The 24,978-nt window shown below is 74.7% G+C and carries 28 protein-coding genes and 1 pseudogene; 3 read left to right on the top strand and 26 right to left on the bottom strand.

The features are described from left to right. Nucleotides 1-27 precede the first annotated feature (27 nt). Nucleotides 28-1,059 (top strand): TIGR03885 family FMN-dependent LLM class oxidoreductase, encoded by a 1,032-nt coding sequence (locus tag A5481_RS18545; RefSeq protein ID WP_048432454.1) that lies wholly within the window; start codon nt 28-30, stop codon nt 1,057-1,059. 95 nt (nt 1,060-1,154) lie between these two features. Here A5481_RS18545 and A5481_RS18540 read toward each other — a convergent pair whose 3' ends face one another. Both A5481_RS18540 and A5481_RS18535 read right to left on the bottom strand, forming a co-directional pair. After that, a complete protein-coding gene (locus A5481_RS18540) occupies nt 1,155-1,451 on the bottom strand; it encodes a GCG_CRPN prefix-to-repeats domain-containing protein (protein WP_048432453.1) in 297 nt (98 codons plus the stop codon). Nucleotides 1,452-1,574: 123 nt separating this feature from the next. Continuing rightward, complete coding sequence (locus A5481_RS18535) at nt 1,575-2,057, bottom strand: Ros/MucR family transcriptional regulator (RefSeq protein ID WP_048432452.1); 483 nt, start codon at nt 2,055-2,057, stop codon at nt 1,575-1,577. Between the two features lie 330 nt (nt 2,058-2,387). On the opposite strand from A5481_RS18535, the gene A5481_RS18530 reads away from it, so the two are divergent. Then, on the top strand, nt 2,388-3,272 hold the full coding sequence (locus A5481_RS18530) for a L,D-transpeptidase (RefSeq protein WP_048432451.1): 885 nt from the start codon (nt 2,388-2,390) through the stop codon (nt 3,270-3,272). 22 nt (nt 3,273-3,294) lie between these two features. Here A5481_RS18530 and A5481_RS18525 read toward each other — a convergent pair whose 3' ends face one another. Beyond that, complete coding sequence (locus A5481_RS18525; protein ID WP_048432450.1) at nt 3,295-3,522, bottom strand: hypothetical protein; 228 nt, start codon at nt 3,520-3,522, stop codon at nt 3,295-3,297. A gap of 12 nt (nt 3,523-3,534) precedes the next feature. Continuing rightward, nucleotides 3,535-4,041: a sigma-70 RNA polymerase sigma factor region 4 domain-containing protein gene (locus A5481_RS18520; RefSeq protein WP_245238667.1), complete on the bottom strand. Its 507-nt coding sequence runs from the start codon at nt 4,039-4,041 to the stop codon at nt 3,535-3,537. Nucleotides 4,042-4,204: 163 nt separating this feature from the next. On the opposite strand from A5481_RS18520, the gene A5481_RS18515 reads away from it, so the two are divergent. Then, on the top strand, nt 4,205-5,074 hold the full coding sequence (locus tag A5481_RS18515; protein WP_053082255.1) for a protein-L-isoaspartate O-methyltransferase family protein: 870 nt from the start codon (nt 4,205-4,207) through the stop codon (nt 5,072-5,074). Between the two features lie 79 nt (nt 5,075-5,153). Here the strand turns inward: A5481_RS18515 and A5481_RS18510 are convergent, their stop codons facing one another. From A5481_RS18510 to A5481_RS18410, 22 genes and pseudogenes are all read right to left on the bottom strand, one after another. Further along, nucleotides 5,154-5,423: a Pam3-gp28 family putative phage holin gene (locus tag A5481_RS18510; RefSeq protein ID WP_048432449.1), complete on the bottom strand. Its 270-nt coding sequence runs from the start codon at nt 5,421-5,423 to the stop codon at nt 5,154-5,156. Nucleotides 5,424-5,469: 46 nt separating this feature from the next. Then, nucleotides 5,470-6,036, bottom strand: coding sequence for a glycoside hydrolase family 108 protein (locus A5481_RS18505; protein WP_048432448.1), 567 nt, complete (start codon nt 6,034-6,036; stop codon nt 5,470-5,472). A 90-nt stretch (nt 6,037-6,126) separates the two neighbouring features. Continuing rightward, complete coding sequence (locus A5481_RS34685) at nt 6,127-6,795, bottom strand: hypothetical protein (protein WP_053082254.1); 669 nt, start codon at nt 6,793-6,795, stop codon at nt 6,127-6,129. Nucleotides 6,796-6,802: 7 nt separating this feature from the next. Next, nucleotides 6,803-8,809, bottom strand: coding sequence for a DUF2793 domain-containing protein (locus tag A5481_RS35305; RefSeq protein ID WP_245238665.1), 2,007 nt, complete (start codon nt 8,807-8,809; stop codon nt 6,803-6,805). Then, the gene (locus A5481_RS18490; RefSeq protein WP_048432447.1) at nt 8,802-12,731 is read right to left on the bottom strand and encodes a baseplate multidomain protein megatron; all 3,930 of its coding nucleotides are present in this window, start codon (nt 12,729-12,731) and stop codon (nt 8,802-8,804) included. The genes A5481_RS35305 and A5481_RS18490 overlap by 8 nt, the downstream gene beginning before the upstream one ends. After that, nucleotides 12,728-13,189: a C40 family peptidase gene (locus A5481_RS18485; protein WP_048432446.1), complete on the bottom strand. Its 462-nt coding sequence runs from the start codon at nt 13,187-13,189 to the stop codon at nt 12,728-12,730. Before A5481_RS18485 ends, A5481_RS18490 begins: the two co-directional genes overlap by 4 nt. Then, the gene (locus A5481_RS18480) at nt 13,167-14,054 is read right to left on the bottom strand and encodes a DUF2163 domain-containing protein (protein ID WP_048432445.1); all 888 of its coding nucleotides are present in this window, start codon (nt 14,052-14,054) and stop codon (nt 13,167-13,169) included. Before A5481_RS18480 ends, A5481_RS18485 begins: the two co-directional genes overlap by 23 nt. A gap of 5 nt (nt 14,055-14,059) precedes the next feature. Beyond that, a complete protein-coding gene (locus tag A5481_RS18475) occupies nt 14,060-14,695 on the bottom strand; it encodes a DUF2460 domain-containing protein (RefSeq protein ID WP_048432444.1) in 636 nt (211 codons plus the stop codon). 40 nt (nt 14,696-14,735) lie between these two features. Further along, nucleotides 14,736-16,085 carry a phage tail tape measure family protein gene (locus A5481_RS18470; protein ID WP_082172967.1) on the bottom strand — a complete coding sequence of 450 codons (1,350 nt, stop codon included), beginning with the start codon at nt 16,083-16,085 and terminating at the stop codon, nt 14,736-14,738. After that, on the bottom strand, nt 16,082-16,648 hold the full coding sequence (locus A5481_RS18465) for a gene transfer agent family protein (protein WP_048432443.1): 567 nt from the start codon (nt 16,646-16,648) through the stop codon (nt 16,082-16,084). The genes A5481_RS18470 and A5481_RS18465 overlap by 4 nt, the downstream gene beginning before the upstream one ends. Before the next feature lie 145 nt (nt 16,649-16,793). Then, nucleotides 16,794-17,102, bottom strand: a pseudogene (locus A5481_RS32600) (phage tail tube protein); the annotation flags it as partial. Nucleotides 17,103-17,126: 24 nt separating this feature from the next. After that, entirely contained in the window at nt 17,127-17,546 is a 420-nt protein-coding gene (locus A5481_RS18460; RefSeq protein ID WP_048432442.1) for a DUF3168 domain-containing protein, read from the bottom strand. Further along, nucleotides 17,546-17,830: a hypothetical protein gene (locus A5481_RS18455; RefSeq protein WP_048432441.1), complete on the bottom strand. Its 285-nt coding sequence runs from the start codon at nt 17,828-17,830 to the stop codon at nt 17,546-17,548. The genes A5481_RS18460 and A5481_RS18455 overlap by 1 nt, the downstream gene beginning before the upstream one ends. Then, nucleotides 17,827-18,141 (bottom strand): hypothetical protein, encoded by a 315-nt coding sequence (locus A5481_RS18450; protein ID WP_048432461.1) that lies wholly within the window; start codon nt 18,139-18,141, stop codon nt 17,827-17,829. The genes A5481_RS18455 and A5481_RS18450 overlap by 4 nt, the downstream gene beginning before the upstream one ends. Further along, entirely contained in the window at nt 18,141-18,512 is a 372-nt protein-coding gene (locus tag A5481_RS18445; RefSeq protein ID WP_048432440.1) for a DUF4054 domain-containing protein, read from the bottom strand. The genes A5481_RS18450 and A5481_RS18445 overlap by 1 nt, the downstream gene beginning before the upstream one ends. A gap of 1 nt (nt 18,513) precedes the next feature. Continuing rightward, a complete protein-coding gene (locus tag A5481_RS18440; RefSeq protein ID WP_048432439.1) occupies nt 18,514-18,783 on the bottom strand; it encodes a hypothetical protein in 270 nt (89 codons plus the stop codon). Between the two features lie 14 nt (nt 18,784-18,797). Further along, nucleotides 18,798-19,745: a DUF2184 domain-containing protein gene (locus A5481_RS18435; RefSeq protein WP_048432438.1), complete on the bottom strand. Its 948-nt coding sequence runs from the start codon at nt 19,743-19,745 to the stop codon at nt 18,798-18,800. 14 nt (nt 19,746-19,759) lie between these two features. After that, a complete protein-coding gene (locus A5481_RS18430) occupies nt 19,760-20,203 on the bottom strand; it encodes a structural cement protein Gp24 (protein WP_048432437.1) in 444 nt (147 codons plus the stop codon). After that, complete coding sequence (locus tag A5481_RS18425; protein WP_064504136.1) at nt 20,203-21,204, bottom strand: DUF2213 domain-containing protein; 1,002 nt, start codon at nt 21,202-21,204, stop codon at nt 20,203-20,205. The genes A5481_RS18430 and A5481_RS18425 overlap by 1 nt, the downstream gene beginning before the upstream one ends. Nucleotides 21,205-21,548: 344 nt before the next feature. Continuing rightward, complete coding sequence (locus A5481_RS18420; protein ID WP_048437538.1) at nt 21,549-22,814, bottom strand: DUF1073 domain-containing protein; 1,266 nt, start codon at nt 22,812-22,814, stop codon at nt 21,549-21,551. Next, on the bottom strand, nt 22,814-24,250 hold the full coding sequence (terL, locus tag A5481_RS18415; RefSeq protein WP_245239261.1) for a phage terminase large subunit: 1,437 nt from the start codon (nt 24,248-24,250) through the stop codon (nt 22,814-22,816). Before terL ends, A5481_RS18420 begins: the two co-directional genes overlap by 1 nt. Continuing rightward, entirely contained in the window at nt 24,204-24,911 is a 708-nt protein-coding gene (locus A5481_RS18410) for a hypothetical protein (RefSeq protein WP_053082625.1), read from the bottom strand. Before A5481_RS18410 ends, terL begins: the two co-directional genes overlap by 47 nt. Nucleotides 24,912-24,978: the final 67 nt, after the last annotated feature.

Below are 24,978 nucleotides of genomic sequence, written 5' to 3'. Positions count from 1 at the left end.
CGGGCATTCACGGGCCGGAGCCTCGCGATGACCCTGTACAGCTACCACATCTCGCACGAGCAATGCCCGCCCCGGGCGCTGCTCGCGCTGGCCCAGCGGGCCGAGCAGGCCGGCTTCGACGGGGCGTTTTCCTCCGACCATCTCCAGCCCTGGTCGCCGAGCCAGGGTGAGTCCGGCTTCGCCTGGGCCTGGCTCGGCGCCGCCCTGCAGGCGACCGAGCGCCTGACCTTCGGGATCATCTCGGTGCCGGGGGGCTGGCGCTACCATCCGGTGGTGCTGGCCCAGGCCGTGGCGACCCTCGGGCAGATGTTCCCGGGTCGGGTGCCGTGGGTGGCGCTGGGCAGCGGGCAGGCGATGAACGAGCGCGCCACCGGCGGATCCTGGCCCGACAAGGCCGAGCGCAACGCCCGCCTGCGCGAGGGCGCCGAGATCATGCGGGCGCTGCTCGCCGGCGAGACCGTGACCCAGCGCGGCCGCCTGACCGCAGTCGACGCCAAGGTGTGGTCGCTGCCCGAGACCCCGACCCGCCTCGTGGGGGCGGCCACCAGCGTCGAGACCGCCGCCTGGCTCGGCACCTGGGCCGACGGGCTCCTCACCGTCGGCACGAGCCCCGAGACCCTGGGGCCGATCGTCGACGCCTTCCGGGAGAATGGCGGCGCCGACAAGCCGGTCTTCCTCAAGATGGACCTGAGCTACGCTCCCGACCCGGCCGAGGCGCTGCGCCAGGCCCATGCCGAGTGGCGCTTCAACGCCCTGCCCGCCTCGGTCGCCTGGGAGCTGCCGCGCCCGGCCGATTTCGAGGCCGCCGCCCGCTACCTGCGGCCCGAGGACATGCACGAGGCGGTGCTGATCTCGCACGACCTGCCGGCGCTGACCGAGCGCATCGCCGCCTGCGCGGCGCTCGGCTTCGACAGCATCGACCTGCACCAGGTCGGCGGCAGCCAGCCGGCCTTCATCGACGCCTTCGGCGAGCGGGTGCTGCCGGTCCTGCACGGCCGCAAGGCGCCGGTGATCGAGTTCGACCCGTTCGGGCGCAAGCCGGCGGCGCGGGCGGGGTAGGCGTCCGCGGCGGCCTCGCCGGTTTCGGGCCCCGGAACGCAAAAAAGGCGCCCGACCGGCCGGTCGGGCGCCCTTCTCAGGTCAGGCGGTTCGGATCAGTAGCCGTAATAGAACCGGCGCGGCCCGTAATACGGGCGCCGCCAGTACGGCCGGGGGCCGTAACCGTAAGGGCGCGGGCCGTAGAACGGCCGCGGCCCGTAGAACGGGCGGCAATAGCCGAACCGGTTCGGGACGAAGCCCGGGCCGCAGCCGCCGGCCACCGGGATCACGCCCGCCTCCGTCGCGAACGTGCCGGTCGCGCCGAGGCCGATCGGAGCGGCCTGCGCGGTCGAGGCAAGGCCCAGGCCGCCTGCGACGAGGGCGGCCATCCCGAGCACCTTGACGTGCATCATCGTGGAATCTCTCCTGAGGTGAAGGCGGCCGCGTGGACCGCCCTGCCCCCGCAGGAAAGGACTAACGACCTGAATGCACGATGAGCGTGCCGGTCGGCTCCCGCTCATCGTGGGCGGACAGGCTCAGCGGCCCCGGTGGCGGCCCGGGGCCGGCCCGGAGACCACCGGATCGGCCGCCGCCCGCATCGCCGCCCCGCGGCCGCGCCGGCTCTGGCCGAGGCCTGAGCTCTTCGCAAGCTCGGAGCGCTGGGCGGCGTAGTTGGCGGCGACCATGGGATAGTCCGGCGGCAGGCCCCATTTCTGGCGGTACTGCTCGGGCGTGAGGCCGCGGCCGGCCAGGTGACGCTTGAGCGTCTTGTAGGGCTTGCCGTCCTCCAGGCTGATGATGTGGTCCGGGGTGACGGTCCGGCGGATCGGCACCGGCGGCGTCGCCTTCTCGGGCTCCGGCGCCGGTGCGGCGCCGAGCTGGCTCAGCGACGTATGGACCGCCGCGATCAGCCCGGGGACGTCCGCGGCCGGAACCGAGTTGTTCGCCACGTAGGCCGACACGACGTCGGCGGCGAGCTCGATCAGATCGAGCGATCGGGTGGAGTCATCGTTGGTCATGGCACACCAGATCGAAGTGACCAGCTCAGGAGGCCACGTGTTCTCGCGAGCGTCAACCACAACGGATATGCGTAACAACAGATTTCGTCAGTCTCGAAACGAACCAGAAAAAGTATTGCACGCGATTGGCCGGACGGCTCCGCATCCGGCGACAGGCGCCCCCACCCGGGCGGCAGCGGCGCCACACTCGCCCGGATAGCGCGCTAGCCCCTTGTTTTTGACGGTTTTTTCTTGGGCGGAGGTTTCCCCTCGGTGGGGAAATGCCCTAGCTGTTGCTGCATTGCGCCATTCGGCGTCCCGTTCCTGTCAGCACGATCGTCAAGACCTCCCATGACCGACAAGAACCGACGTTTCCTGGTCGCCGGCACCGCCGCCGGCCTCGCCTCGACGTTGCTGGCGTGGCCGCGCCCCGCCCTGGCCTGGACCGACCAGGACATCGCCCCCGTCCGGCGCCGGCGCTCCCGCGATCCCGTGCCGGCGGAGGACGGTACGTTCTACGACACGCGCGGGCAGGCCGCCGATCCGTATCGCGGCGCGCCCGCTCCCGCCGAGGCGCCGCCGGAGGAGGACTTCTTCTGGGGCGGCCGGCGCAGTGCCGCGCCGCCGCAGGGCACCGCCGACCCGAGTGCCACCGTCGTGGTCGATGACGGCCCGATCGACTACGCCCGCGCCTACGCGGCGATCGAGACCGAGCCGTTCCCGGTGCCAGCGTTCCGCTGGCGCAAGGCGAACCCGTCCTTCCTGCGCCAGGACGTCGCCTATGGCGGCCGCTACGCGCCCGGCACCCTCGTGGTCGATCCGCGCGCGCACCACCTCTACCTGATCCAGGAGGGCGGCCGGGCCCGCCGCTACGGCGTCGGCGTCGGTCGCCAGGGCTTCGCCTGGGCGGGGGCGGCCACCATCAACTCGAAGCAGGCCTGGCCGGACTGGTACCCGCCCAAGGAGATGATCGCCCGCCAGCCGGCGCTCGCGCGCAGCGTGTCCCAGCTGCAGAGCGGGCTCGGCGTGCCCGGCGGCTCGCGCAACCCCCTCGGCGCCCGCGCCCTCTACCTGTGGCAGAACAACAAGGACACGCTCTACCGCATCCACGGCACCACCGAGCCGGAGAGCATCGGCCGCAGCGTCTCGTCGGGCTGCATCCGGATGATCAACCAGGATGCGATCGACCTCTACGCCCGGGTACCGGTCGGTACGCAGGTGGTGGTGCTGGGCTGACGTCCCGGCGCGGCCGGCCGGATCAGGGCCGCCGCAGGACGGGCGGTCCCCCGCCCGTCGCCGGGGACAGGCCCGCCCCCTCCTCGGCGCGGTCGACGGCCCGCGAGACGAGCCGCCGCAGGGCCTGCGCGTCCCGCGGGGCCTCCGCCACGACGGCGCGCACCTCGGATGCGGGGGCCGACAGGATCTCGGCTTCGAGCGCCTCGGTCAGCCGGTCGAGGGCGCGGTCGGGGCGCCACGGGGTCGTCATGATCGGCCTCCCTCAGGTGTCGAGCCGCAGCAGGGCGCGGCGCAGCCGTTTGCGGGCGCTGTCGTAATCCGTCCGGGACAGGCCGTGCCGGGCGCAGATCTCGGCGGCGGAGCGACCGTAGCCCAGCTCCTCGATGATCCGCAGCACCGTCGCGTCGCCGGAGAACAGCGCCACGATAGCGCCGAGCGCCTGCGCGGCGGCGACCGCCCGCTCGGGATCGATGCTCCCGGCCGGCTCGTCCTGCTCCCGCCACGCCCGCTCCAGCGCCGTCCTGCGCCGGAGATCGTGCTCGATCGAGCGCATGCACCCAGCCAGGAAGGCCAGGATCGGAACCTCGGGCGGCCAGAGCCGCGTCCCGTCGAGGGCCCGGACGATCGCCTCGTTCAGGAGGTCGGCCCAGTCGGTCTCGGGAAGCCGGCGCGCCCGCAGCCGGGCGAGCGCCCGCAACCGAGCGAGTTCGACGTTCGACAGGGCGCGGATCGCCCCTGCGACGTCCCGCTGATCGGTCTCGTCCGTCACTCTTCGCCGTCCTGCCCGCTCTCCCAGCGTCATGCGCACCGGCGAGCCGAGCGCGGACAGGTCTCGATAAAGAATTCCGGCCGGTCCGCGTCCGGTCCGCTCCCCCGCCTTCTCCCGTGGCCGCGCCGCGTCGGCCCGAGATCCGGAAACGGGAGCAGACACCATGACACGGGACATGCTGACCGCCATCGCGCGGCAGATCTACGCCCGGCACGTCGCCCATGCGGCGGCGCCGGGCGATGCCGGCCTCCGAGGTGCCCTGGAGGCCGCCCTGGCTGCCGTCCTCCGCGAGCGCTTCTTGCCGCCCGGGCCCTGGCACCTCGCCCGCCCGCAGGGCGGCTACGCCGAGACGCCCGACGATGACCCGATCTACCTCTACCAGGACCTGCCCGTGGCGATCCGGCGGGAGCGGCACCTCAACAACGGGCAGCCGTCCTTCATCGCCGGCCTGATCGCCCGGGGACGGCCGCACCGGGGCATGAGGGCGGTGCATGTCGGTGCGGGGACCGGCTACTACACCGCCCTCATGGCTCGGCTCGCTGGCCGCGAGGGCCGGGTGCTCGGCATCGAGCACGATCCCGATCTGGCGGCGCACGCGGCCGCGGCGCTCGGCGACCTGCCGCAGGTCCGCGTCCTCGCCGGCGACGGCGCCGCGATGCCGCTACCGGCGGCCGACCTCATCCTGGTCAATGCCGGTGCGGCGTACCCGGCCGAGGCCTGGCTCGATGCGCTGGCGACCGGCGGGCGGTTGATCCTGCCTCTCACGGCCGGACCGTTGCCCGGCACCCCGGTCACCCGCGGCGCCATCTTCCTGATCGAGCGCGAAGCGGAGGATCGCTATGCGGCCCGTTGCCTGTCCCCGACCCTGATCTACCCCTGTGCCGGTGCCCGCGACCCGGAGGCCGAGCGGGCCCTCGGCCGCGCTCTGGCGGCCGGCGGCCAGGAGGCCGTCCGGAGGCTCTGCCGCGGGGATGCGCTGCCCGAGGCCGGGTGCTGGCTGCGCGGCCCGGGCTGGTGCCTCGCCTACGGATGACGAGGCGCTGCCGGATCCCGGCGATCGGGCCCGCGGCCCTCCGGGGCGACGGCCCCGCAACCCGAAACCGGAGCGGGGATTACTCCGCCGGCCGGACCTTGGCGCTCGGAACGGCCTGCGCGGTCGCCGGGTCGGCCAGGATCGCCTTGACGGCGGGAACCGCGGCGGCCGCAGCGACGAGACCGGCATTGCGCCGCGCGTAGAGGCTCCAGGCGGTGACGAGGAGCGTGAGCAGCGCGCCGCTCACGGCGGTGGCGGTCTCGGCGTCGATCCAGCCGTGCCCGACGGCGATGCCGCCGCCGAATTGCAGCAGGGTGCGCAGCAGCGCGGTGAGCTGTTCCTGGTTCATGCAGGTCTCCTGCGGGGAATCTCGGGCGGGGATCTCGAGCCGGGGGTCAGGCCGCGAGCGGCCGGCCGCAGGCCGGGCAGGAGGCGGCCGGGCCCGGGGCGACCCGCAGCGCCAGGGCCGCCGCCCGCACCTCCTCGACCCGCCGGCCCCAGCCGCGGCCGAAAAGCGGCCAGGTCGACAAAGCCCGCAGGAACGCCAGCCGCCCGTCGCTCACCGCGTTCACCAGCGCCGCCACGTCCCGGCCCTGGAGCGCCGCCAGCGTCACCGGCCCGAGCCGCCCGTCGTCGGCGAGGCCGAGCGCCCGTTGCAGCCCGATCACCGCGCGCTTCGGCCCGCTGTTCACCGCGAAGTCGAACAGTGCGTAATCGAGCCCCGCCGGCAGCGCGTCGCCCTGGATCGCGTCCCAGAACCGGCGCCGGTACAGCGGCGCCACGCGCGACGGCGTCAGCGCCTTGACCTCCGCCTTCGTCGCCGGCCGGCCGAGCTCGAGGCTCAGGGTGCCGATCGTCACTCCGAGGTTGGTCGCGCCCCCCGGGTCGGCGGGGTCGTCCGACCAGCCGCCCTCGTGGGCCAGGACGAGCGTCATCGCCCGCTCGAACGTCGTCGCGGTCATCGGTTTCTCCGGATTGTCAGGGGGGAGTGCGGTGCGCCGGCCGGGAGGCGTCGGGCGCGTGTTAGGGGGGTGAGGTCGCAGGCCGGCGGTTCAGAGGGCGGCCGCCTCGCGCCACAGCGCGTCCAGCGCCGCCGCGTCGTAGCCCAAAGCCGCGCCGAGCTGCGCCACCATCGGGTGCCCGCGCTCGAACGCGGTCGCGCCGGACAGCAGCATCCGGGCGGCGAAGCGCTCGCCCTCCGGCAGCGCCTCGACCGCCGCGGCGATCGGCGCCGGCAGAACGCCCGTCATCACCGCCGCCAGCGCCGCGTCGGGCGTGATCGCGCCGGCCTGAGCCAGGGCCTGGAAGAACTGCCGGTCCGAGATCGCCGCCGCGGCCGGCGCCGACCCCGGCGCGGCCTGCACCGCGGCGAGCTGCGTCGCCAGGGCGTCGCGCTCCTCCGCCGCCGCGTCCCGCCCCCGGCGCGCCGCCTGCGCCTCCGCCACCGCCGCATCCCGCGCCCGGCGCGACTCCGCCGCCTCGGACACCGCCGCATCCCGCCCCGACAGCGCCGCGGCATCGATCCCGGCCAGCACCGCCGCGAGCGGGAACCCCGCGGCGTCGGCCTGCGCCGGCGTCAGCGCCCCGCTCGCCACGAACTGCGCCTCGCTCGCGCCCGGCGGCGTCACGTGCTGGCCGATGACGACGTGCCAGGCCGGGGGCTCGGCCGAGCCTGCCGGCCGGCCGCGATACAGGAACTCGTACAGGTAGGGTTCGCCCATGATGACCTCACGCCGCGACCGGGCTGTCGTCCGACAGCCGCCGCCAGTTGCCGTTGGAGTAGCAGGCGACCACACCGGTCCCGCCGCCCGCGCCCTCGGCCGGCTTGCGGCCGTTCGAGACGTAGACCAGCATCCCGGCCGACCCGGCCGGGACCGTCGCCACGGTGTAGGATGCCAGCCGCATCGGCCCGGGCAGGCCGCCCGCCAAGTGTCCGGAGGTGAGGACCGTGCCCGGGAAGGCGGCGGCGAACACGTAGTCCAGCGTTGCCGCATCCGACGGACGCTGCGCCCGGATCAGGGTGTCCGACCCGCCCCCGACGGTGCGGGACGAGTACAGCATCTTGCGGCGGTAGCTGGTCGCATCCGCGCCGGTATCTTCCACATACAACTTGGCATCGCCGGCGTTCGTGATGGTCACGTTCGCGTTGACGAAGATCTCTTTCTCGAACGTGGCGGCGCCGGTCGCGCGCACGATGTAGAAGGCGTTTCCGAGGAACGAGCCGTCGTCGCCGTAGCGGTAGAAGACGAAGTTGCTTCCGTTGTTGCCTCCGCCTTCGGGGTTGCTGTCGGCGCCGAACTTCCACCGCAGGCTGCCGGCGGTGGAGAGCTTCGTGATGCGCTCCGTCCTTTGATCTCCGTTGACGTTCAGGGAGCCGTTCAGGACCGCTTCGCTGCCGCCGATGCCGAAGACCTTGGTCGTTCCGCTGCCGAGCCAGACGTTGGACGAGCCGAAGGACAGAAATCCCATGTCGACGCTGTCGACGCGACGCTGGATGACCTGTTCGGTGGAGGTGTGATCGCTGCCGGCCTGCTTCCGATAGTGGAAGATGCCGAGCTGGTCCGTGTTCCCGACATTGGCCGACACCAGGGTGACGGCCGGCGAGCGGGTCCCGGCCGCGGTCCCCAGCGGCGGGGAGCCGACCGTGACGCCCCCGAACACCGGCACCGCGGCACTTCCGAGCCCGAGCGCGGTCGCGCCCGAGGCCGGCGAGCCGGTGAGCACGGCGAGGCCGGAGGCGCTGGCGTCCAGGATCTCGGCCGCGGCCGGGCCGGCCACCGGCTTGCCGGAGGCGCGGGCATAATCGACCACCCGCCAGTTACCCGCCGCGTCCGAGACCGCCAGGGCCGTGTCGCCGGCCGCCGTGACGAGGGCGGCCCCGCCCGGGAGCACCAGGCTCACGGCGTTGTGGGCGAGGGTGGCGGCGCCGGTGAAGCGCAGGAAGCGCACCCGGTTCGGACCGGTGCCGAAGCTCGAGACCGTGCCCGAGCCGGTGAGCACCACCCGCAGCGCCGGCAGGGCGCCGAGGTCGACCGTGGCGGCGATCGGCACCGAGGCCTCGGCCGCCGCGAGGTCGAGGCCGCCGGTCGCGCGGTCGACCCGCAGCGCCTCGCGCCAGGTGCTCCCGTCGGCCGAGACCTTGAGGCGAAGGTCGTCGTCGCCGGTCAGGCCGATCTCGGCCCGGCCGGAGAACCCGGACTGCATCAGCAGCGACAGGGTGTTGCCGGGGGCTTGCTTGTTGAGGGTGTAGCGCAGGTCCCCGGTGCCGCCTTCAGCCGTGGTCAGCGCGGTCCACAGCGCCTTGTTCAGCTTGGCGGCGAAGGGGTTCGCGGCGTCGGCGGTGGTGCCGATGCCGAGCCGGGCGAGGTTCTGCAACGCCGTCAGGGTGGAGCGGAACGAGGCCCAGGCCACACCTGTATAGGTGTAGAGGTCTGCCTCGTCCGCCACGAAGGCGAGCCAGCCGGGGCGCGGCACGAAGGAGCGCCACGCCCCGTCCTGGTAGCGCACCACCCGGCCGGCCCAGCCCGCCCACGCCCCGGTCGGGGCGGCGCCGGCGATCAGGTAGCGGTCGCCCTCGGCCGGGCTCGCGGGCGGCGCCAGCGCGTCCTTGTCGAGGACCGCGAGCTGGACCAGCGTGTCGAGGGCGACCAGCGCCTCGTTGTGGGTGACGTGCTTTTGCGCCTGCGCGGCTTGCAGCAGCGGCAGGGCGAGGTTGGCGGTGGCTGCGTCAGGCATACAGGGTCGCCCTCAGGGCCGCGCCGCGGCCGTAGGTTGCCGAGAGTTGGTGGATCGCGACGGACAGGCCGGTGACCGGGCCGCCGAAGTCGGCCGCCTGGTGGGCGGCCGTGTAGGTGACGGAGGGCGCCCCGACCTCGAACGTGCGCAGCACCGTGGACCCGGCCAGCACGTCGAGGGCGTAGGCCTCCGTTTCCTCGGCCAACGGCACCTCGACCTGTTCCCACGGGTCGCCGTCGATCCGGGTGCGCCGGACCCACGACAGCACCAGGTCGCCCGACCCGGCCCGCACCATCCGGGCCTGCGCTGGCGCGTAGGGGCGCAGGCCCACGCCCCGGAACGCCAGGGTGGCGCCGGTGAAGCTCGGATCGTCTTGCGGCAGCCCGAGCGGCCCCCAGCGCCAGGCGAGCGGCAGGGTGCGCGAGGCGAGCGGCATCCCCGATTGCACCAGCGCGTCCGTCAGCACCACGAACGGCGCGCCGGCCGGGGTCGGCGCGCCGAGGGCGAAGTCGGTGCCGAGCTGGCCGCGCAGCAGGGTGGCGAGCCGGTACCGGCCAGGCGCCAGCAGGGTCGCTTGCGCCCATTGCAGCACCTCCCAGTCCCCCGACGGCGTCAGCAGGGCCGCGGCGTTGGTCCCGTTGAGCACGTCGATTTCAGGGGCGGAGACCAGCTCGACCCCGCGCGGCACCTCGACATAGACGCTGTTCACCCGGTCCCACCGGGCGACCGGGCCCGGGTAGAGATCGGCCGTCAGCCGCCCGATGATCGACCGGGCGCCCACCGTGGCGTCGTCCGCGAAGGCCCCGCCGGCGGTTGCGCGCAGCACCGACACCGGCGACCACGGCGCCGTGTAGGCGGCGAGGTAGGGCGCGTGCGGCACCGCGTCCGAGCGCAGGAGCGGCAGGTCGAGGAACTGGAACAGCGCAACCCCGACCGTCGCCGGCGGCTCGGCCGGCCGCGGCGTCGCGGTGCCGTCCCGGTAGGCGAACACGGCGAGGTCCGTGCGGATGCCGCTCGCCGGCCGGCCCCCTTCGAGGCCGAGGCGGGTCAGGCGGTAGTCGGCGCCGCTCCCGGCCAGCGACAGGGTGACGACATCGCCGGCATCCAAGGCGAGGCAGGACGGCGGCAGGGTCGCCCCGACCGTCTCCCGCTCGACCACGCCCTGATACAGCAAGGCCTGCGCGATCCCCCGCGCCGCCCCCTCGTCCAGGCAGAGCGGCACCGCCACCCGCTGCACCGCGTTGGCCCGACCATTGGTCCGGCGCGCCTCGACGGATGCCGACTGGTAGCCCCGGTGCGGATCGATGTAGGTCAGCGCCACCACGCCCGGGAGCGCGGTTTCCTCGCCCCGGGTGCGCCGGTAGTCCCCGCCGGTGCCGCCCCGCGCCACCAGGTCGTCGGCGGTGAGAGATGCCGCCGGCGCCCGGGCGAGCGGCGCGAAGACCAGCCGGCCGGCCGACTCCGCCGCATCGAAGAAGAAGCACGTCCGCAGGCATTCGAGCGAAGCCCGCGGCGTCTGCACCTCCGTGACCGCGTAGCCCTCCACCAGGCCGTAGAGCTGGCCGACATCGATCGGCACCCCGAGGCCGCCGCACAGCTCGGCCACCACATCGGCGATCGGCGCCAGGCCGAGGCGCCCGTTGATCCAATGGCCGAGGCGGTAGTTCGGCCCGTCGCTCCAGACCGCGGCCTGGCGCGGGAAGTCCGGATAGGGCCGGGCGTCCCACGTCCAGACGAACAGCCGTTCCGGATCGACCATCCGGCCGCCGTAGACCGCCGAGACCGGGTTGCCGCTCCCGCCCTGCCAGTACGCCAAGGTCGCTTCCAGGTAGGCCCGCTGAGCCGCAGGATCGCGCCTTCCGTTCGAGTAGTAGGGCAGGAAGCTTTCCGACGACTTCGGGTCCACGAAGACGTTCGGTTGGTTCATGCCCTTGTCGATCGCGGCGCAGCCGATTTCAATAAAGCGGACCGGTTTGCTCTGCGGCACCCACCCCGTTGCGGTCGCTCGGCGCACCCCGCCCGGCCGGTCGCGATGCGGGTTCGACCACCAGGCGCGCAAATCCTTGATGCGGAAGACCCAGTGCTCGCCGTACGCCGTGTCGGCGATCGGCACCCGGGCCTGCGCGTCGCGATCGGCGGGCGTCGGATAGGACCAGTCGAACAGCTCGCCGGCGGCGACGTTGGCGGCGAGGTAGCCGGGATCGTAGGGCGAGGGTGCGCCCGATGTGAACGTGCTGCCCTGGGCGTCGAGATGGTCGAACCCGTCGCGCCAGTCGGCGAGCGGCATGTAATTGTCGATCCCGACGAAGTCGATGTTCGGGCTCGACCACAAGGGATCAAGGTGGAAACACACGTCGTTCGAGCCGTCGGCCGGACGATGGTTCGCGTATTCCGTCCAGTCGGCCGAGTAGCCGAGCTTCGTGGCGTTCCCCAGGATCGCCCGCGCATCGGCCGCGAGGCCGACGAGCTGCGCCACCGCCGGGAAGGTCGCGACGCCCGACCGGACGGTGGTGAGCCCGATCATCTCCGAGCCGATCAAGAAGGTGTCGACCCCGCCGGCCGCCTCGGCCAGGCGCGCGCAATGCAGGATGAACCGGCGGAACGAGAACTCCGCCCGGGCACAGGTCACCGTGCGGCCGTTCCACGCCAGGTCCCCCGGCGCCACCGTGCCGAAGAACGCCGCGACCTGATCGGCCGCCGCCGCGGTCTTGTCGACCGTGCCGGGCCGGCCGGGGGCCGGGTGGCAGGTCACCCGCCCGCGCCAGGGGAACGCGGCCTGCTCCGCCCCGCCATAGGGATCGGGCAGGCCGTTGCCGGCCGGGATGTCCATCATCACGAACGGGTAGAGCGTGACGGCGTAGCCCCGCTCCTTGAGCGCCTGGACGAGCTGCACCACCGACAGGTCGGACGGCGCGCCGCCGAGGAGCGGCGTCCCGGAGGCGCCGCCGCTGACGATGGCAGCCGCCGCCCGGTCGACCCCGCCGGCGAGCCATTCCGGCTTGGTGGTCTTCGATGCCGTCTCGGCCTTCGGGACGATGCGGCACGACCCGAGCCGCAGGTCGGTGCCGTGCCAGGCGACCACGAGGGAGACGTGGCGGCAGCGCGGCGCCTCGGCGGCGAGCTGGTCCAGCGCCTTGAGCGCGTCGACCCCGCCCGACACCGTGTTCTGCCCGGCGAGCCCGCCGAAGGTCGAGGCGTTGACCGGCGCGGTGGCGTAGGTGAATTCGCCCATGCTCGGGATCATCGTGACCGCCGTTACCAGCTCCTCGAGGCGCGGCCGGCCGGAGGCGTTGGCCGGACGCCGGATCACCTCCGCGGTGATGACCGGGACCCGGTTGCCGAACCCGGCCAGGGGCAAATCCTCGAACACGATGTAGGCGAGGCCGCGATAGGCCGGGGCGCTGTCGGCGCCCTCGACCGCGGCAATCTTCGGGTCGGGCCCCTGCGCTTCGTCGCCGAGATAGACCCGGGCGCCGTAGGCCCCGAGGTTGATCGGCTTGCCGTCGGCGTAGACCTGCCCCACGGCGACGATCGGGCCTTCGCACAGGGCGACCGCCACGCTGATGCTGTAGGCATAGGTGACGTTGAAGGCCTTCTGCCCGCCGCCGCCCTTGCCGCCGGAGGACTTCACCTTCTCGACCTTCTGCACTTCCTTGAGCTTGGTCGCCCAGATGATCTGCCCGCCGATGCGGACACGGCCGAACACGCGGGCGACCGCCGCTCCTTCCGTCGAGGCGGTGACGTGGAGGTCCGACAGGCGCGGGCCGAGATTGATCGGCGTCTTCGGCTTGGACCCGAACATGGCGCGGTCGAGGGCGCTGCCGCCGGCGGCGCCGACCATCTGGCCGATCGCGCCGCCGATCGGGCCGCCGAGGGCGGTGCCGACCGCCTGGCCGACGGTGGACAGGACGAGCGTGCTCATCTCGGAAGCTCCGGGAAACGGAAGGCGTAGGCGATGCGGCGCGACCAGGTCGGCGGGATCCAGCTCTCGACCACGGCGTGACCGTCATAGGCGTGGATCATCCGCGGGCTCGGCGGGCCGGCCGCGACGATCGCGCAGTGCTTGGCCGGCAGCCCCTCGCGCCAGCGGAACAGCAGCACGTCGCCGGGCTCGGCCGCGGCCGGGGCGAGCGGCACCAGGTGGCGGGCGGCGGCCTCCCGCAGCGTCTCCCGCCCCAGGTCCTCCGCCCAGCTCGGCGTGTAGGGCGGCGGAACCTCCGGCTCGAGGCCGGTCAATCCGGCATAGACGCCCCGCAGCAGGCCGAGGCAGTCGCAGCCCGCCCCCCGCACGCTGGCCTGATGGTGGTAGGGCGTGCCGAGCCAGGTCCGCGCCAGCGCGACGACGCGCGCGCGGGTGTCAGCCGAGGCGGCCTCCGTCATTGTCTGCCCCCTGGACCGCGTAGGCCACGGCGTAGTCGTTGCCCGGCAGGTCCGGGAAGCCGCGGAAGTTGACGACGTTGGCGAACTTGTCCCGGCAGCTCGCCAGGGACTTGTCGCAGCCGGCCACCACCTGGAAGGCGTCGCCGGGCGCGATCGGGGCCGGCATCGGCTCCCACAGGTCGAGGACGGCGAGGCCGCCGGCGCGCGCGTGCGCCCGCACCTCGACCGCGGCGCCGGCATTGGCCCCGGAGGTCCAGACCAGCCGGCCGGCCTCGAACCAGCGGGAGACGTACCCGGCGAGGCCGGAGGCGGTGACGCCGCGGGCGCTGCGCACCGTCGCGACCGTGCCGGCGCCGCGGATCGCGGCGGCTTCGGCATCGACCCCGCAGCGCCCGTCCCCGAGCAGCGCGTCGCACGAGCGCTGGTAGACCCGACCGCGAGGTTGGTTCAGGCGATCGGCGAGGCCGCGGACTTCCGCCGTGAAGGCGGTGGGCCCGCGCGAGACCTCGCCGACGGTGCCGGAGAGGACGAGGACGCCGTCGGCCGGGCTCGACCAGTCGACGCGCCAGACCGCGACCGCGGCGCCGTCGAACAGGCCGTGCGCCAGCTCGGCTTCAGCCAGGCGCCCGCTCGTCAGCGCCCCGACGATCTCCAGGCTGTCGGCGCCGAGGCCTGTGCCCTGTTCGAGCGCCGTTCCGGTGGCGCCGCTCTCGGCCGAGCACGTGACGCCGTCGACCACGAGGTCCTCGTCATGGTCGGTGAAGCCGAGGCGGAGCCCATCGGTGCGGGTGACGATCCAGCAGTGGCACAGGGTGGTGACCCCGCTCGCGAGGCGGGCAGTCAGGGCAGGCGACAGGATCTTCATGGCGTCTACCGGCGGATCTCGAGGATCGGGATGTCGGCGACCACGCCGGCGCGCAGGGCCTGGTGGTCGATCTCGATGCGGTCGGTGGCGAAGCGCACCGGCACGTCGAACAGGAAGCCCGCGGTGACGACCGCCCCGGAGGCGGGGGCGGCCTCGAGGGTGACGAGGCCGGTCGTGGCATCGAGCGCGAAGGCGGTGCCGGCGAGCGCCACACCCCCGACCGCGACCGCGACCGAGCCGGCGATCGGCTTGGTGATCGGACGGGCATAGGGCGCGAAGGCGCCGCCGTAGGTCTTCGCGAGTGGGAAGGCCCGGGTGGTGCCGTCGCCGGTGCCGAGGCGCTGGTCGGTGGGCGCAGGCGCCTGGCCGGGGGCGGCGGACGAGTGGTCGAAGGTGTCGCGCCAGCGGAAGCCGTAGAGGGGCCCGCGGCGCTCCTCGAAGAAGGCGATCAGCACGGCGACGTCCTCGGCCGTGCGCAGGGCCGGGCCCGCATCGTAGCGGCGCCGCGAGTGGCGCCAGAGGCTGTTCCTCTCCTCGTCGCCGGAGCCGAGGGTGACGACCTCGGTGCGCCGCTCAGGCCCGCCGCGGGAGCCGTAGGACAGGGCGAGGGGGAAGCGCACCTCGTGGAAGGGGCTCGGCATGGCTCACGGGCTCCCGATGCTGTTCTCGAAGGCCCGGCTCTCACAGGCCCCTCAGGCCGCGCTGCACCGCCCGGGCCAGGGCGGCGCTGACCTGCGCCTCCGAGCGGTGGAAGCTCGGGGCGTCCGCGGTGGCGATCGAGACCGAGACCTGGACATTCGGCGCGGCGGCTTGCGGGGCGACGCCGTGCGCCGCCGGCAGGATGCGTCCGGGCTGGAGCGGTACGAAGGTCTCGCGCCCGCTCTCGCCGACCGTGTAGGCGACGCCCGGCGTCACGGGGCCGCCGGCGGCGCGACCGGTCGGGTTCTGGGTCAGGCCGAGCGAGCCGAGGGCGTCGCCGATCAGGTCGCCGCCGGGGCTGCCGCGGCCGAACAGGCCGTCGAAGGCCCGGTCGAGCCCGCGGCTCGCGAGCGTGGTGGCGAGCCTCGCGACGACGGTGGTCAGGCGCTCGCCGTGCAGGATCGCGCCCTTGAAGCTGTCGGCGAGCGCCGAGCCCAGTTCCCGCGAGGCGGATTGGGCGGCGCGCTGTGCGGCCTCCGCCCGTTCCACCTGGGCGGTCGCCGCACCGTAGGCCTCCGCCACCCGGTCGACCTCCTCGCGCAACGCCGGCGTCACCGCGAGGTCGGCCTTCTTGGCCGCCTCCAGCAGGCGGAACGCCGCCTCGGCCTTCGCGGTGGCGCCCTCCTCGCGGCCGACCGCGTCGGCCTCGATCTTCAGGAGGCCGGTGCGCCGGGTGAGGCGGGCGACCTCGTCGCGGAACGCATCGTCCTCCGGCTCCGCGGCCGTGGCGGGCCCCGCCGGCGACCGAACGGGTGCCCGCGTCGGCTGGGCAGCGGAGGCGGCCGGTGCGGCCGGGGCGAGGCTGCCGCGGGGGGCGGCGTCGCTGATCGCGAAGGCGTCGGCGATCCGGGCGCGGATCGCCGCGCCCTCGTCGGCGGCCGCCTTCACCCGCCGGCCGAGATCGGCGACGAGGTCGGCGGCGGCCGGGATCCTGTCCGCGATCCCGCCGACCGCACCCGCCACCGCCTCGAACCCCGCCACCGCCTCGCGCGAGGCGGAGCCGGCCTCGCCGAGCCGGGCGGTCAGGCTTCCGACCGCGTCGTCGACCCGCCTCAGGGCGGCGCCGTCGCCGGCCGGGACCGTGCCGACCTGCTCCATCGCGCGCTGGAGCCGGCCAAGGGCCTCCGGCGCGGCCATGCGGGCGAGCTCGTCGCGCACCTCGGCGCCGGCCCGCGCCATCGCGGCGGCGATGCGCGCGGATCCGGCCTCGACCGCGCGCTCGGCTTGCGACATCGCCCGCTCGGCGAGCGGGCCGGCCCGGGCGAGCTCGCGCTCGTAGGCCTCGACATTGGCCTCCAGGGAGACCACCAGGCGCTCGATCTCGGTCGTCATGCGGGCGATCCGTCATCCGGCGCGTTCCGGAGCCAGGCCCAGAGCGCGTCCTCCTCCTGCGGGGTCGGGGCGTCGGCGGCGTCCGGGTCGCGGGCGCGGTTGAAGCCGTCGATGTAGGCGGCGAGCTGCCACAGGCTCATCGCCCGCATGTCGGCGGCGGGCAGGCCCATGGCGGCGGCGGCGCCGTAGAACGCCGCGAAGGCGATCCGCCCCCCGGGGCCCGCAGCGCCGGCCGGTCGGCCGACCCGCTCGTCATCGGCGCCCTCGAGGCCCGCCGCCAGCACCAGGGCGGCCTTGGCGATCAGCGGGATGCAGGGCTGCCCGTCGAGGCTTCCGGCGACGGCGTGGGCCTGCGGCACCGGGGTGCCGCCGCCGATCAGGCCGAGGCGCAGCACGTCGCGCACGTCGCGGAACCGGTAGAGCCGGCCGGCATGGAAGCGGTGCAGCAGGTCGGCGGGCCCCGCCCCCGTCGCCTCCTGCAGCGCCTCGAGGTCGCCGATGGCGAGGCGGAAGCGGTGGGTCGTCCCGTTCAGGTCGAGGTCGATATGGCCGTCGCGGCTCATGATCCGCCTCACGCCGCCGCGGTGAACGGCACCGCCCCGGTCGATTGCAGGGCCACCGAGACGGTGCAGCGCTCGCCCGCACGGCCCCGACCTCGAAGCTGGTGAGGTGGAACAGCCCCTCCCAGGTGCCGCCGCCCTCCGTTCCGGCGCCGCTCACCTCGACCCGGGCGCGCACCGGCGCGTCGGAGTCGAAGGCGGCGCGCCAGCGGGCGATGCTCTGGCGCGCCATCACGCCTTTGCCGGAGACCGCGACCGACTTCGACACCGCGAACCGGTCGACGAAGGGCGCGGCATCCTCGTTGGCGCAATCGGGCACGACCGAAGCGTTGGTCTCCTTGGTGAATTGCGCCGCGCGCTCGGTGAGGCCGCAGGGCGCCTCGAAGGTGCCGGCCTTGGTCGGGCTCTCGAGCTTCACGGCGATGGCGGAGAACGGCAGGGTGGTGGGCTGGGCCATGGGGGGCGACTCCGAGGGAGAGGATCAGACAGTTTCCGCGGCGACGGCGGCGAAGCGGGCGACGCCGTGCCAGGAGCCGGGCCCGAGGGGCTCCGGCAGGACCAGGCTGCGCTCGTGCGACAGCCACAGGAGCTCGCCGCGGGTCAGCGCCAGGTCGGCCTCGTCGAGGGCGGCGGCGATCGCGGCGAGCAGCTCCTGCACCGGCCGCAGGTCCCGGGCGCCGCGCAGGAAGGCGTGGACGGTCAGGCGGCAGGTGCAGCCGCGCCACCCTTGCGCCTCGTAGGGGCCGACCTCCGGCGGATCGACGCGCAGGAACGGCCATTCCTCGCGGGCGCTCGCCACCTCGCGCACCCGGTTGCCGACGAGGGGGCGCAGGGCCGGATCGGCCAGCAGGCGGGTGCGGACCGCCCGCAGGAGCTGGGGCGACAGGTCGAGGACGGCCATCACGCCCTCCCCGTCAGGTGCGCGACGGCCGGCCCGATCACCGGCCGGGCGGCCCGCGTCGCGGTGCCGAATTCCCGGGCGATCAGGCCCGGCGCCTCGACCGCGACGACGGCGCCGTCGGGCGTCTGCGCCGCCTCGGCGCGCCCGTCGGCTGGGTCTTTCGCGATCTCGGCGGCGAGGGCGTTCGCCGCCTCCCGCGCCCGGGCCCGGGCGGCGTCGCCGCCGGCCCGGGCGAGGCGGGCGAGCCGGGCCTGGAGCGGGCCGGTCTCGGCTCTCTGGTTCACAGCGGTCTCCCCTGGATGAGGGCGTGGCTGCCGGCGGGGTCGGTCTCCACCGCGACGATGCGGTGGCGGGTCCCCGCCAGGGTGATCTCGTCGTCGGGGTTCGGGGGAAGGCCCGGCGTCAGCACGGTCATCCGCACCAGGCGGCCCGGCAGCCCCGGCTCCTCGGGGGCCTCCCGGGCGCCGTCGATCCGGGCCCGGACGGGCACGTCCGAGGAGGCGCCGTCCGGGCCGATCCGGTGCAGGACCGCCTCGTCGAACAGGGGGGCGAAAACCCCCCCGAGATGGCGGCCGAGTCCGTCGAGGAGGCCCATCACACCACCGCCACGCCGATGCCGTTGCGGCGCAGCACCTCGTGGAAGCGCCGCCCGTAGGAGGTGAGCCCGAGCGTGCCGGGCAGCGCCTCGGCCGGCGGGTCGCGCCGTTCGAGGTGGAGGCTGCCGCTGCGAAAGCCCTTGAGGTCGAGGGCGCCCGCCCGGGCGAGCTCGGCTTCCGGGCCGCCCTGCCCGTCGAGGGTCAGGGTGTGGGCGGCGTGGAGCATCCGCCCGAGGGTCGCGTCCGCCTCGGGCCAGGCGGCGCCGATCCGGGGGGCGGCCTCCGCGAGCGCGCCTGCAACCGCGGCGTCGGGGACGGAGGCGAAGGCCGGGAAGCGGGCCCGGAAGGCGGCGGGCGTGGGATCGGCCATCTCACGCCTCCCCGCCGAAGGGCGGCCGCTCGCGGCCGCGGCGGCGCTCGGGCCGTGGATTCTGCCGCGGATCCTGCTGCGGTGGGTCCTCGCCGGGCTCCGCCGCCTCGATCCGCATCTCCCCCGCCGCCGCCCAGGCGGCGAGGCAGGGATCCGTCCGGTCGGGCAGCGCGATCACCGCGCTCTCGCCGGGCACGAGCAGCCGGGGCGTCCGCGCGCCCTTCGGCCAGACCAGCCGGGGGCCGGCGGCGTGGTTCGTCACCCGCATCATGCGCGAAGCCTCCCCTAGATGCCGTCGAGGTAGCGGCAGGCGGCGGGGCGGCGGATGTCGAGGCCGCCGAGCCGGAAGGCGCCCGGCACCTCGAAGCGCCACGGGCCGGTCTGCCAGGCCGGGAAGAACCGGAACGGCATCGGCAGCCACAGCTTCAGCACCGAGGGGTCGCGGCGATAGGCGACGAGGCGGGCGGTGCCGCCGGTGCCGGCGGTCTCGAGCGCCCGCACGCCGTAGACCGTGAGCTCCTGGCCGGTCTCCAGGGTGTAGACGTTGTGGCGCCGGATCCAGTCGAGCAGGGTGAGCGGGCTGATCCCGTCGAGGCGGCGAAGCCCGATGCCGAGCATCTGCTCGTAGGGCAGCAGCAGGGTGTCGGCCATCTCGACGGTGTTCGAGCCGGTGAAGATGCCGATCAACTGGCCGTTGACGTCGGCGAGGATCTGCTCCGGCGTCTTCTGCGCCCAGGCGGTGCTGCCGTTCGCCCCTGTCGCCGCTGCGCTGCCGACCGTGACGCCCGGGTGGTTGAGGAGGCCGGAGAAGCCCTTGGCGGGATCGCCGAACAGCGCGACCTGGTCGATGAACTCCTCCGAGGCCAGCCGCGCCGCATCGGCCTTGTCGGCGTCGAGATTCATGCCCAGCAGCTGGGCCTTGCCGAGCTCCTCCAGGTCGTAGCCGTAGCCGATGCCCGCCATGGCGACGGCGGTCTCGTGCTGGCGGCGCGTGAGCTCGACCTTCGGCACGTCGGCGGCGGCGCCGTGGACCCAGGTCGCCTGGCCGACCCGGTCGACCGAGAAGTAGGTCACGGTCGGCACCCATTCGGGCGCCGCGGTGTCGACCGGCACGAGGCGCGGATAGCGGATCGCCGGGTACCGGGCGCGGTAGACGGTCGGCTCGATGAAGGCCTGCTGGCTGACCAGGAAGGCGAGCGCCCGGGGCGCGTCGGCGAGAAGGGTGCGGGTCATGAGTAAGCCTCTCGTCAGTTCAGGCGCAGGCGGACGAGGCCGCCGGCGGGAGCGGAGGTGTCGAACAGGGCGTTCGGGACCGGGGCGTTGCCGGAGGCGGCGGCCGTGATCGCGCCGGCGGGCGTGACGTAGGCGGGGCTGCCCGCGCTCGCGGCCGAGGCCGTGACGACCCAGACCGCGCCGGAGGTCATCACCGGGGCGGTCTCGCCCTTGGCGAAGAGGTCGGCCCCGCCCGGGGACGGCCGGGCGTTGCGGTCGGCGAGCGCGATGCCGCGGAACACCGCGCCCGCGGCGGCGATGCTCTCGTCGCGGGTGCCCTGGAAGACGGCGCGGCCGAAGCCGATCCCCTCCGGGGTCTCGACGGTGCGGCTCACGATCGTCGTCGGGTTCTGGTCGGCGGCCATGCCCTCGTAGGCGGCGGCGGGCCGGGCGGGATAGCTGGTCTGGACGGGGGGCATCAGCGGGCTCCTGCGGGCTTCCAGGCGTTGCGGAGGGTCTCGACCATGGCGGCGTGGGCCGCCTCGGGCGTCGGGGCGTCGGCGCGCCGGCTCAGGGCGTCGCGCAGTGGGTCGGGCGTGGGGTGCGGGGCGGGCTGGCGCGGGCCGGCGGCGATCACCCGGAAGGCGCCCTCGACCGCCGCAGGGCTCAGGGCGGCGGCCTCCGTCTCGCCGAGCGCCCGGGCGACCGCCGCGCGCCGGATCGCGTCCGGCGTCAGGCCGGTCGGATCGAAGGCGTCGCCGAGGATCCGGCGGGCGTCGGCCACCAGGGCGCCGCGCTCGGCGGCCAGCGCGTCGAGGGCGGCGTCGTCGGGCACCCGGGCGCGGAGCGCCGCGACCTCGCCGTCACGCTCGGCGAGAGCGGTCTCGGCGGCTTCTGCCCTTGCCTCGGCCTCGGCGAGGCGCTGGCCGAGATCCGCGTCGCCGATCCGGCAATCCGGCCCGGCGCGCCCCCGCGCCACGATGGCGACGTGGTCGACGATCACCTTCGTCTGGCGCGCGTCATAGGGGCTGCCGTCCGGGGCGGTGCCGGGGGTCCAGTCGAGGTCGCAGGTGTACCCGACCGAGACCTCGCGCCGACCGCCCTGCACCGCCGCGATGGCGGCGGAATCGGCGAGCAGCATCGGGATGCGGACGAACCCGCCGTCGCGCACCACCTCGTCGCCGACATGGCCCCGCGCGACCCCGCGCCAGGTCCGCGGCGTCACCGCCTCGGGCGGGTGGTCGAGGGTGACGGGCTTGTGGCCGAAGCTGCGCAAGGACTCCGGCCGGAAGATCTCGTCCGGGTCGCGGTAGATCCTGACCTCCGCGAGGTCCGGCCGGGCGACCTCGTCGCCGCGATAGACCTGGACGTTGCCGGCCCGCGCCGCGCGGGCCTGCACCACCAGGGCGCCGTTGCCGAGCGGGCGCGCGCCCGCGATCTCGGCCGCGGGGCCGAGGCTGAGCCTGTCGTAGATGTGCATCGGGATGGTTCTCGCGTTGGGAGGGGGAAGGCCTCGCTCCCGGTCGGGCTCGTCGGGTCACACGCCGAATCGTGCGCATTTCTCCTCTCCCCGCGGGCGGGGAGAGGGTCACGGCCCCCTCGTCGGGGCCGTGACGAGCGGAGGCGCAGCTGGAGCGAGGGTGAGGGGGAGGTGCCGGAGGAGGCTCTTTCGGAGATACCCCCTCACCCTCGCCCTTCGGGCTTGCTGCCGACCCGACAAGGGGTCGGCAGCCCTCTCCCCGCCCGCGGGGAGAGGAGAGAACCCGCGTCTCGTTCGGCGATGTGACCGTGTCGGCCCGCTCGGGAGTGGGGTGGAACCCGGCTTCAGCCCGCCGGCCGGCCGAAGGCCGCGGCGATGCCGGGGAAGAGATCGGCGGCGCAGAGCCAGCCCTCGACGCCGCGGGAGAGGGCCTCGGCAGGCACTACGCCCTCGCGGGCGAGCATCGCGGCGGTCTCGGCCTTGAGGCGGCCGATCTCCGCCTTCTCGCGCTCGCTCGCCTGCGCCAGCGGCCGCCAGGCGTAGCGCAGGGCGGGGTCGGAGCGGCCGAGCGCGTCGCGGATCAGGAGCCGGTCGAGGCGGGCGATGGCAGGCGTCAGCTCGACGGTCTGACGGGCCGCGACGTGGTCGTGGTAGTTGCGGATATCGGATTCGCCGGTGGCGTTGAGGCCCGCCGGCGACTGGCCGAGCAGCCGCGTCACCGGGATGTCGGCGGCGCCCGCCGCGACCTGGAGGAAGAGCCGCGCCACCTCCGGCAGGCCGGAGAAGTCGAGCTGCTTCTGCTGGTAGCGCTCGCCCTCCGGCGAGCGGCCGTCGCCTTCGAGCAGCAGCATCCCGAACAGGCCCTTCATCCGCGCCGCGTAGGCGAAGCGCTCGGTGAGGTGGCGGGTGCCGTCCTCGGTCGAGAGGTGCTGCGACAGGCCCGGCACCGAGATCACGTCCTGCTTGGCCTCGGGCAGCATCGCGGCGATGTGGGCGGAGGCCGCCGTCGCCTGGTCGATCGCCTCGAGGAGCGCCTGGAGCACGCTGTCGCCCCAGCCGTCGCTGACGGCATCGTCCGGCAGGGCCGCGCCGAGAAGGCGCACCACCCGGGACGGGTGCACCGCCTGGCCGCCGGCGATCGTGTAGCCCTTGGGCTCGCCGAACCACGGCGAGAGCGGATCGCCCTCGATCGGACCGGCCTGGATCCGGCCGCGGGGCAGGACGTGGAGGTAGCGCAAGGTCCCCTGCCCGACCGTCTCGGGATCGAGCGGCAGGGCCGGGTCGGGCGCGCCGTCGCCGATCAGGATCGCGGCGCCGCCGTGCAGGCGGGCGAGCCGCAGGGCCCGCAAGAGGCGGTCGCGCAGGGACAGGCGCGCCTCGCTCGCCGCGAGCGCCGCCGCGACCTCGGGCGGCGCCTGCCAGGCGCGCCACTCGCGCAGCATGTCGAAGGGCACGATGTCGACGACCTTGCGGGCGAGCCAGTTGTCCCGGTAGGCGGCGTCGAGCTCGGCCTGAGCACGGGGCACGTGGACGTGCAGGTTGCCGGTGCTCTTGTCCCGCGGGCCGCCGAGGCCGGAGACGAGGTTGGCGAGGCGGTCGGCGAGCCACATCACAGGACTCCGAGCAGGCCGTATCCCGGCCGGGCCAGCGCCGAGAAGGCGCGCGAGAGGGCGTCGACCTGGTCGAGGAAGGCGCCGTTGGGGAAGGCGCAGAGCTCGTCGAGGAAGGTCCCGTTCCAGGGACCGGCGACGAGGTGCAGGTTGCCGGCCTCGGCCTGGGCCGAGACCGGCGCGGCGCGGGTCGCCTTGTCGCCGCTCTCAGGTGAAGCCCGCGCGTCGTAGCCGGCGAGCCGCGAGACGAGGTACTGCGCCTGCGCCTTGCCGGCCTGGCCCGGATCCTGCGGCAGCGAGATCCGGCAGGCCGGCCCGTCCTCGGCGGCGGTGGCCAGGATCAGCCGCTCGACGCCGCCGGCCGAGAGCCGGTCGCGGCGCACGTCGACGACGTAGAGATGCCCGTCGGGGCTGCGCGCGAGCTTCACGCCGACGGTGTAGTCCGGCTGGCGCCCCGCCCGCGGCACGCTCGCCGCGAGGTCCCAGGCCCGCACCTGGACGCAGCCGGCGGGCACGGCGCGCACGAGGGTGAACCAGCCGCGCTTGAACAGGCCGCCGTCCCGGGGGGCCGGCCGCTGCTGGTACTGGCCGGCCGCCGCGTACTCGCCCATCGCGGCCGTGTCGCGCTCGACCGCGGCGCGGGGGAAGCGGGCCGGGAACAAGAGCTCGCCCGGCTCCCGGCGCGGATCCGTGAAGCCGATCCGGGTGGCGCAGGCGCGCTCCGGCTCGAACTCCATCGGGAGCATCAGATGCTCGTAGCCGAGGTCCCTCGCCAGGATCACGCCCGACAGGTCGCGCTCGTGCAGCCGCTGCATGATCACCACGATGGCCGAGCGGACGGGGTCGTTGAGGCGGGTCGGCACGGCTTCGAGGAACCACCGCGCGATCCCCTCGCGCACCCGCTCGGAATTGGCGCCCTCGACCGAGATCGGGTCGTCGAGGATCACCCGGTCGCCGCGCGAGCCGGTGATCGAGCCGGCCGAGACCGCCTCGCGCAGGCCGGTCGCCGTGGTCTCGAACCGGCCCTTGCGGTTCTGGTCGCGGGTGAGCCGCACCCGCTCGCCCCACAGCGCCCGGTACCAGGGCGAGGTGATCAGGCGCCGGGTGCGCAGGTTGTCGCGGAGCGCCAGCCGCTCGGTATGCGAGACCGCGACGGTGCGGAGGGCGGGGCGGTTCTTCGGGCCCCATTCCCAGGCCGGCCAGAACACGCCGGCGAGCAGGCTCTTCATCGTGCCGGGCGGCACGTTGATCAGGAGCCGGGTGATCTCGCCGGCGGTGACGGCCTCGAGATGGGCGCTCACCGCATCGATGTGCCAGCCATGGACGTAAGGGGCGCCCGGCTCGATCGCCGGCCAGGCCCGGCGCACGAAGCCCGCCAGGCTCTCCTCGCTATCCAGCCGGTCGAGGGCCCGCAGCAGGGCCGGCGGGTCGTTCAGCCAGACGCTCGGCGATCGCCCGGAGCTGGGCCCGCTGGCCGTCGTCGAGGAGCCGCAGGGCGATGTCGGGATCGGGGCGCGCGGTGTCGTCACGGTGAAGTCCCACCCCCTTGCCGTCGAGGTCCCAGGCTTGGCGCTCGAGCGCGATCCACAGCCGCGCCGCGGCGGCGAGGTCGCGCAACGCCGCGACGCGCTTCTGCAGGATCGCCGCGCGGGCGAGCCCGCCCTCCTCGCTGCCGTCGTCGGGCGCGGGATCCTCGACGGAGGCGGCCTGGAGGTCGTCGAGGAACCGCAGGGTGAGGGCCGCGCCCTGCGCCACCACGATGCGGTGGCCGCCGAGAACGTCGCCGGAAAGAGCGTCGCCCAAGGGAGAATCGCCCGGAAGGGACTCGCTCACCGGGGGTGCGCCCGGGGGAGCGGGGTCCGGCCGGCCCTCGGGCGCGTCGCGCGCCCACCCCTCCGCTCGCGCCCGGCGCCGCAACGTCGCCGGGCTGACGCCGAACCGGCACGCGATGGCCGGCCCGGATCCCGGCTCGGCCCGGTAGGCCGCCGCGATGCCCGCCCAGTCGACGACGCGCCGGGCCGCCCGCGCCTTGGCGTGCGCCTTGGTGTGCGTCCTGCCGTGCATCTTGGCGCCGGTTCCGGCGTCGGTCTTGGCCATGTCGCCTCTTTGGGAAAGTGGAGAGCGCGGCACGGGTCGGGCGGCCAACCGGCGGCTGGAGGCCCGC

The sequence above is a fragment of the Methylobacterium platani genome, assembly GCF_001653715.1.
In the GTDB taxonomy this organism is placed as follows: domain Bacteria; phylum Pseudomonadota; class Alphaproteobacteria; order Rhizobiales; family Beijerinckiaceae; genus Methylobacterium; species Methylobacterium platani.
This window is presented reverse-complemented; position numbering and strand designations above follow the sequence as displayed.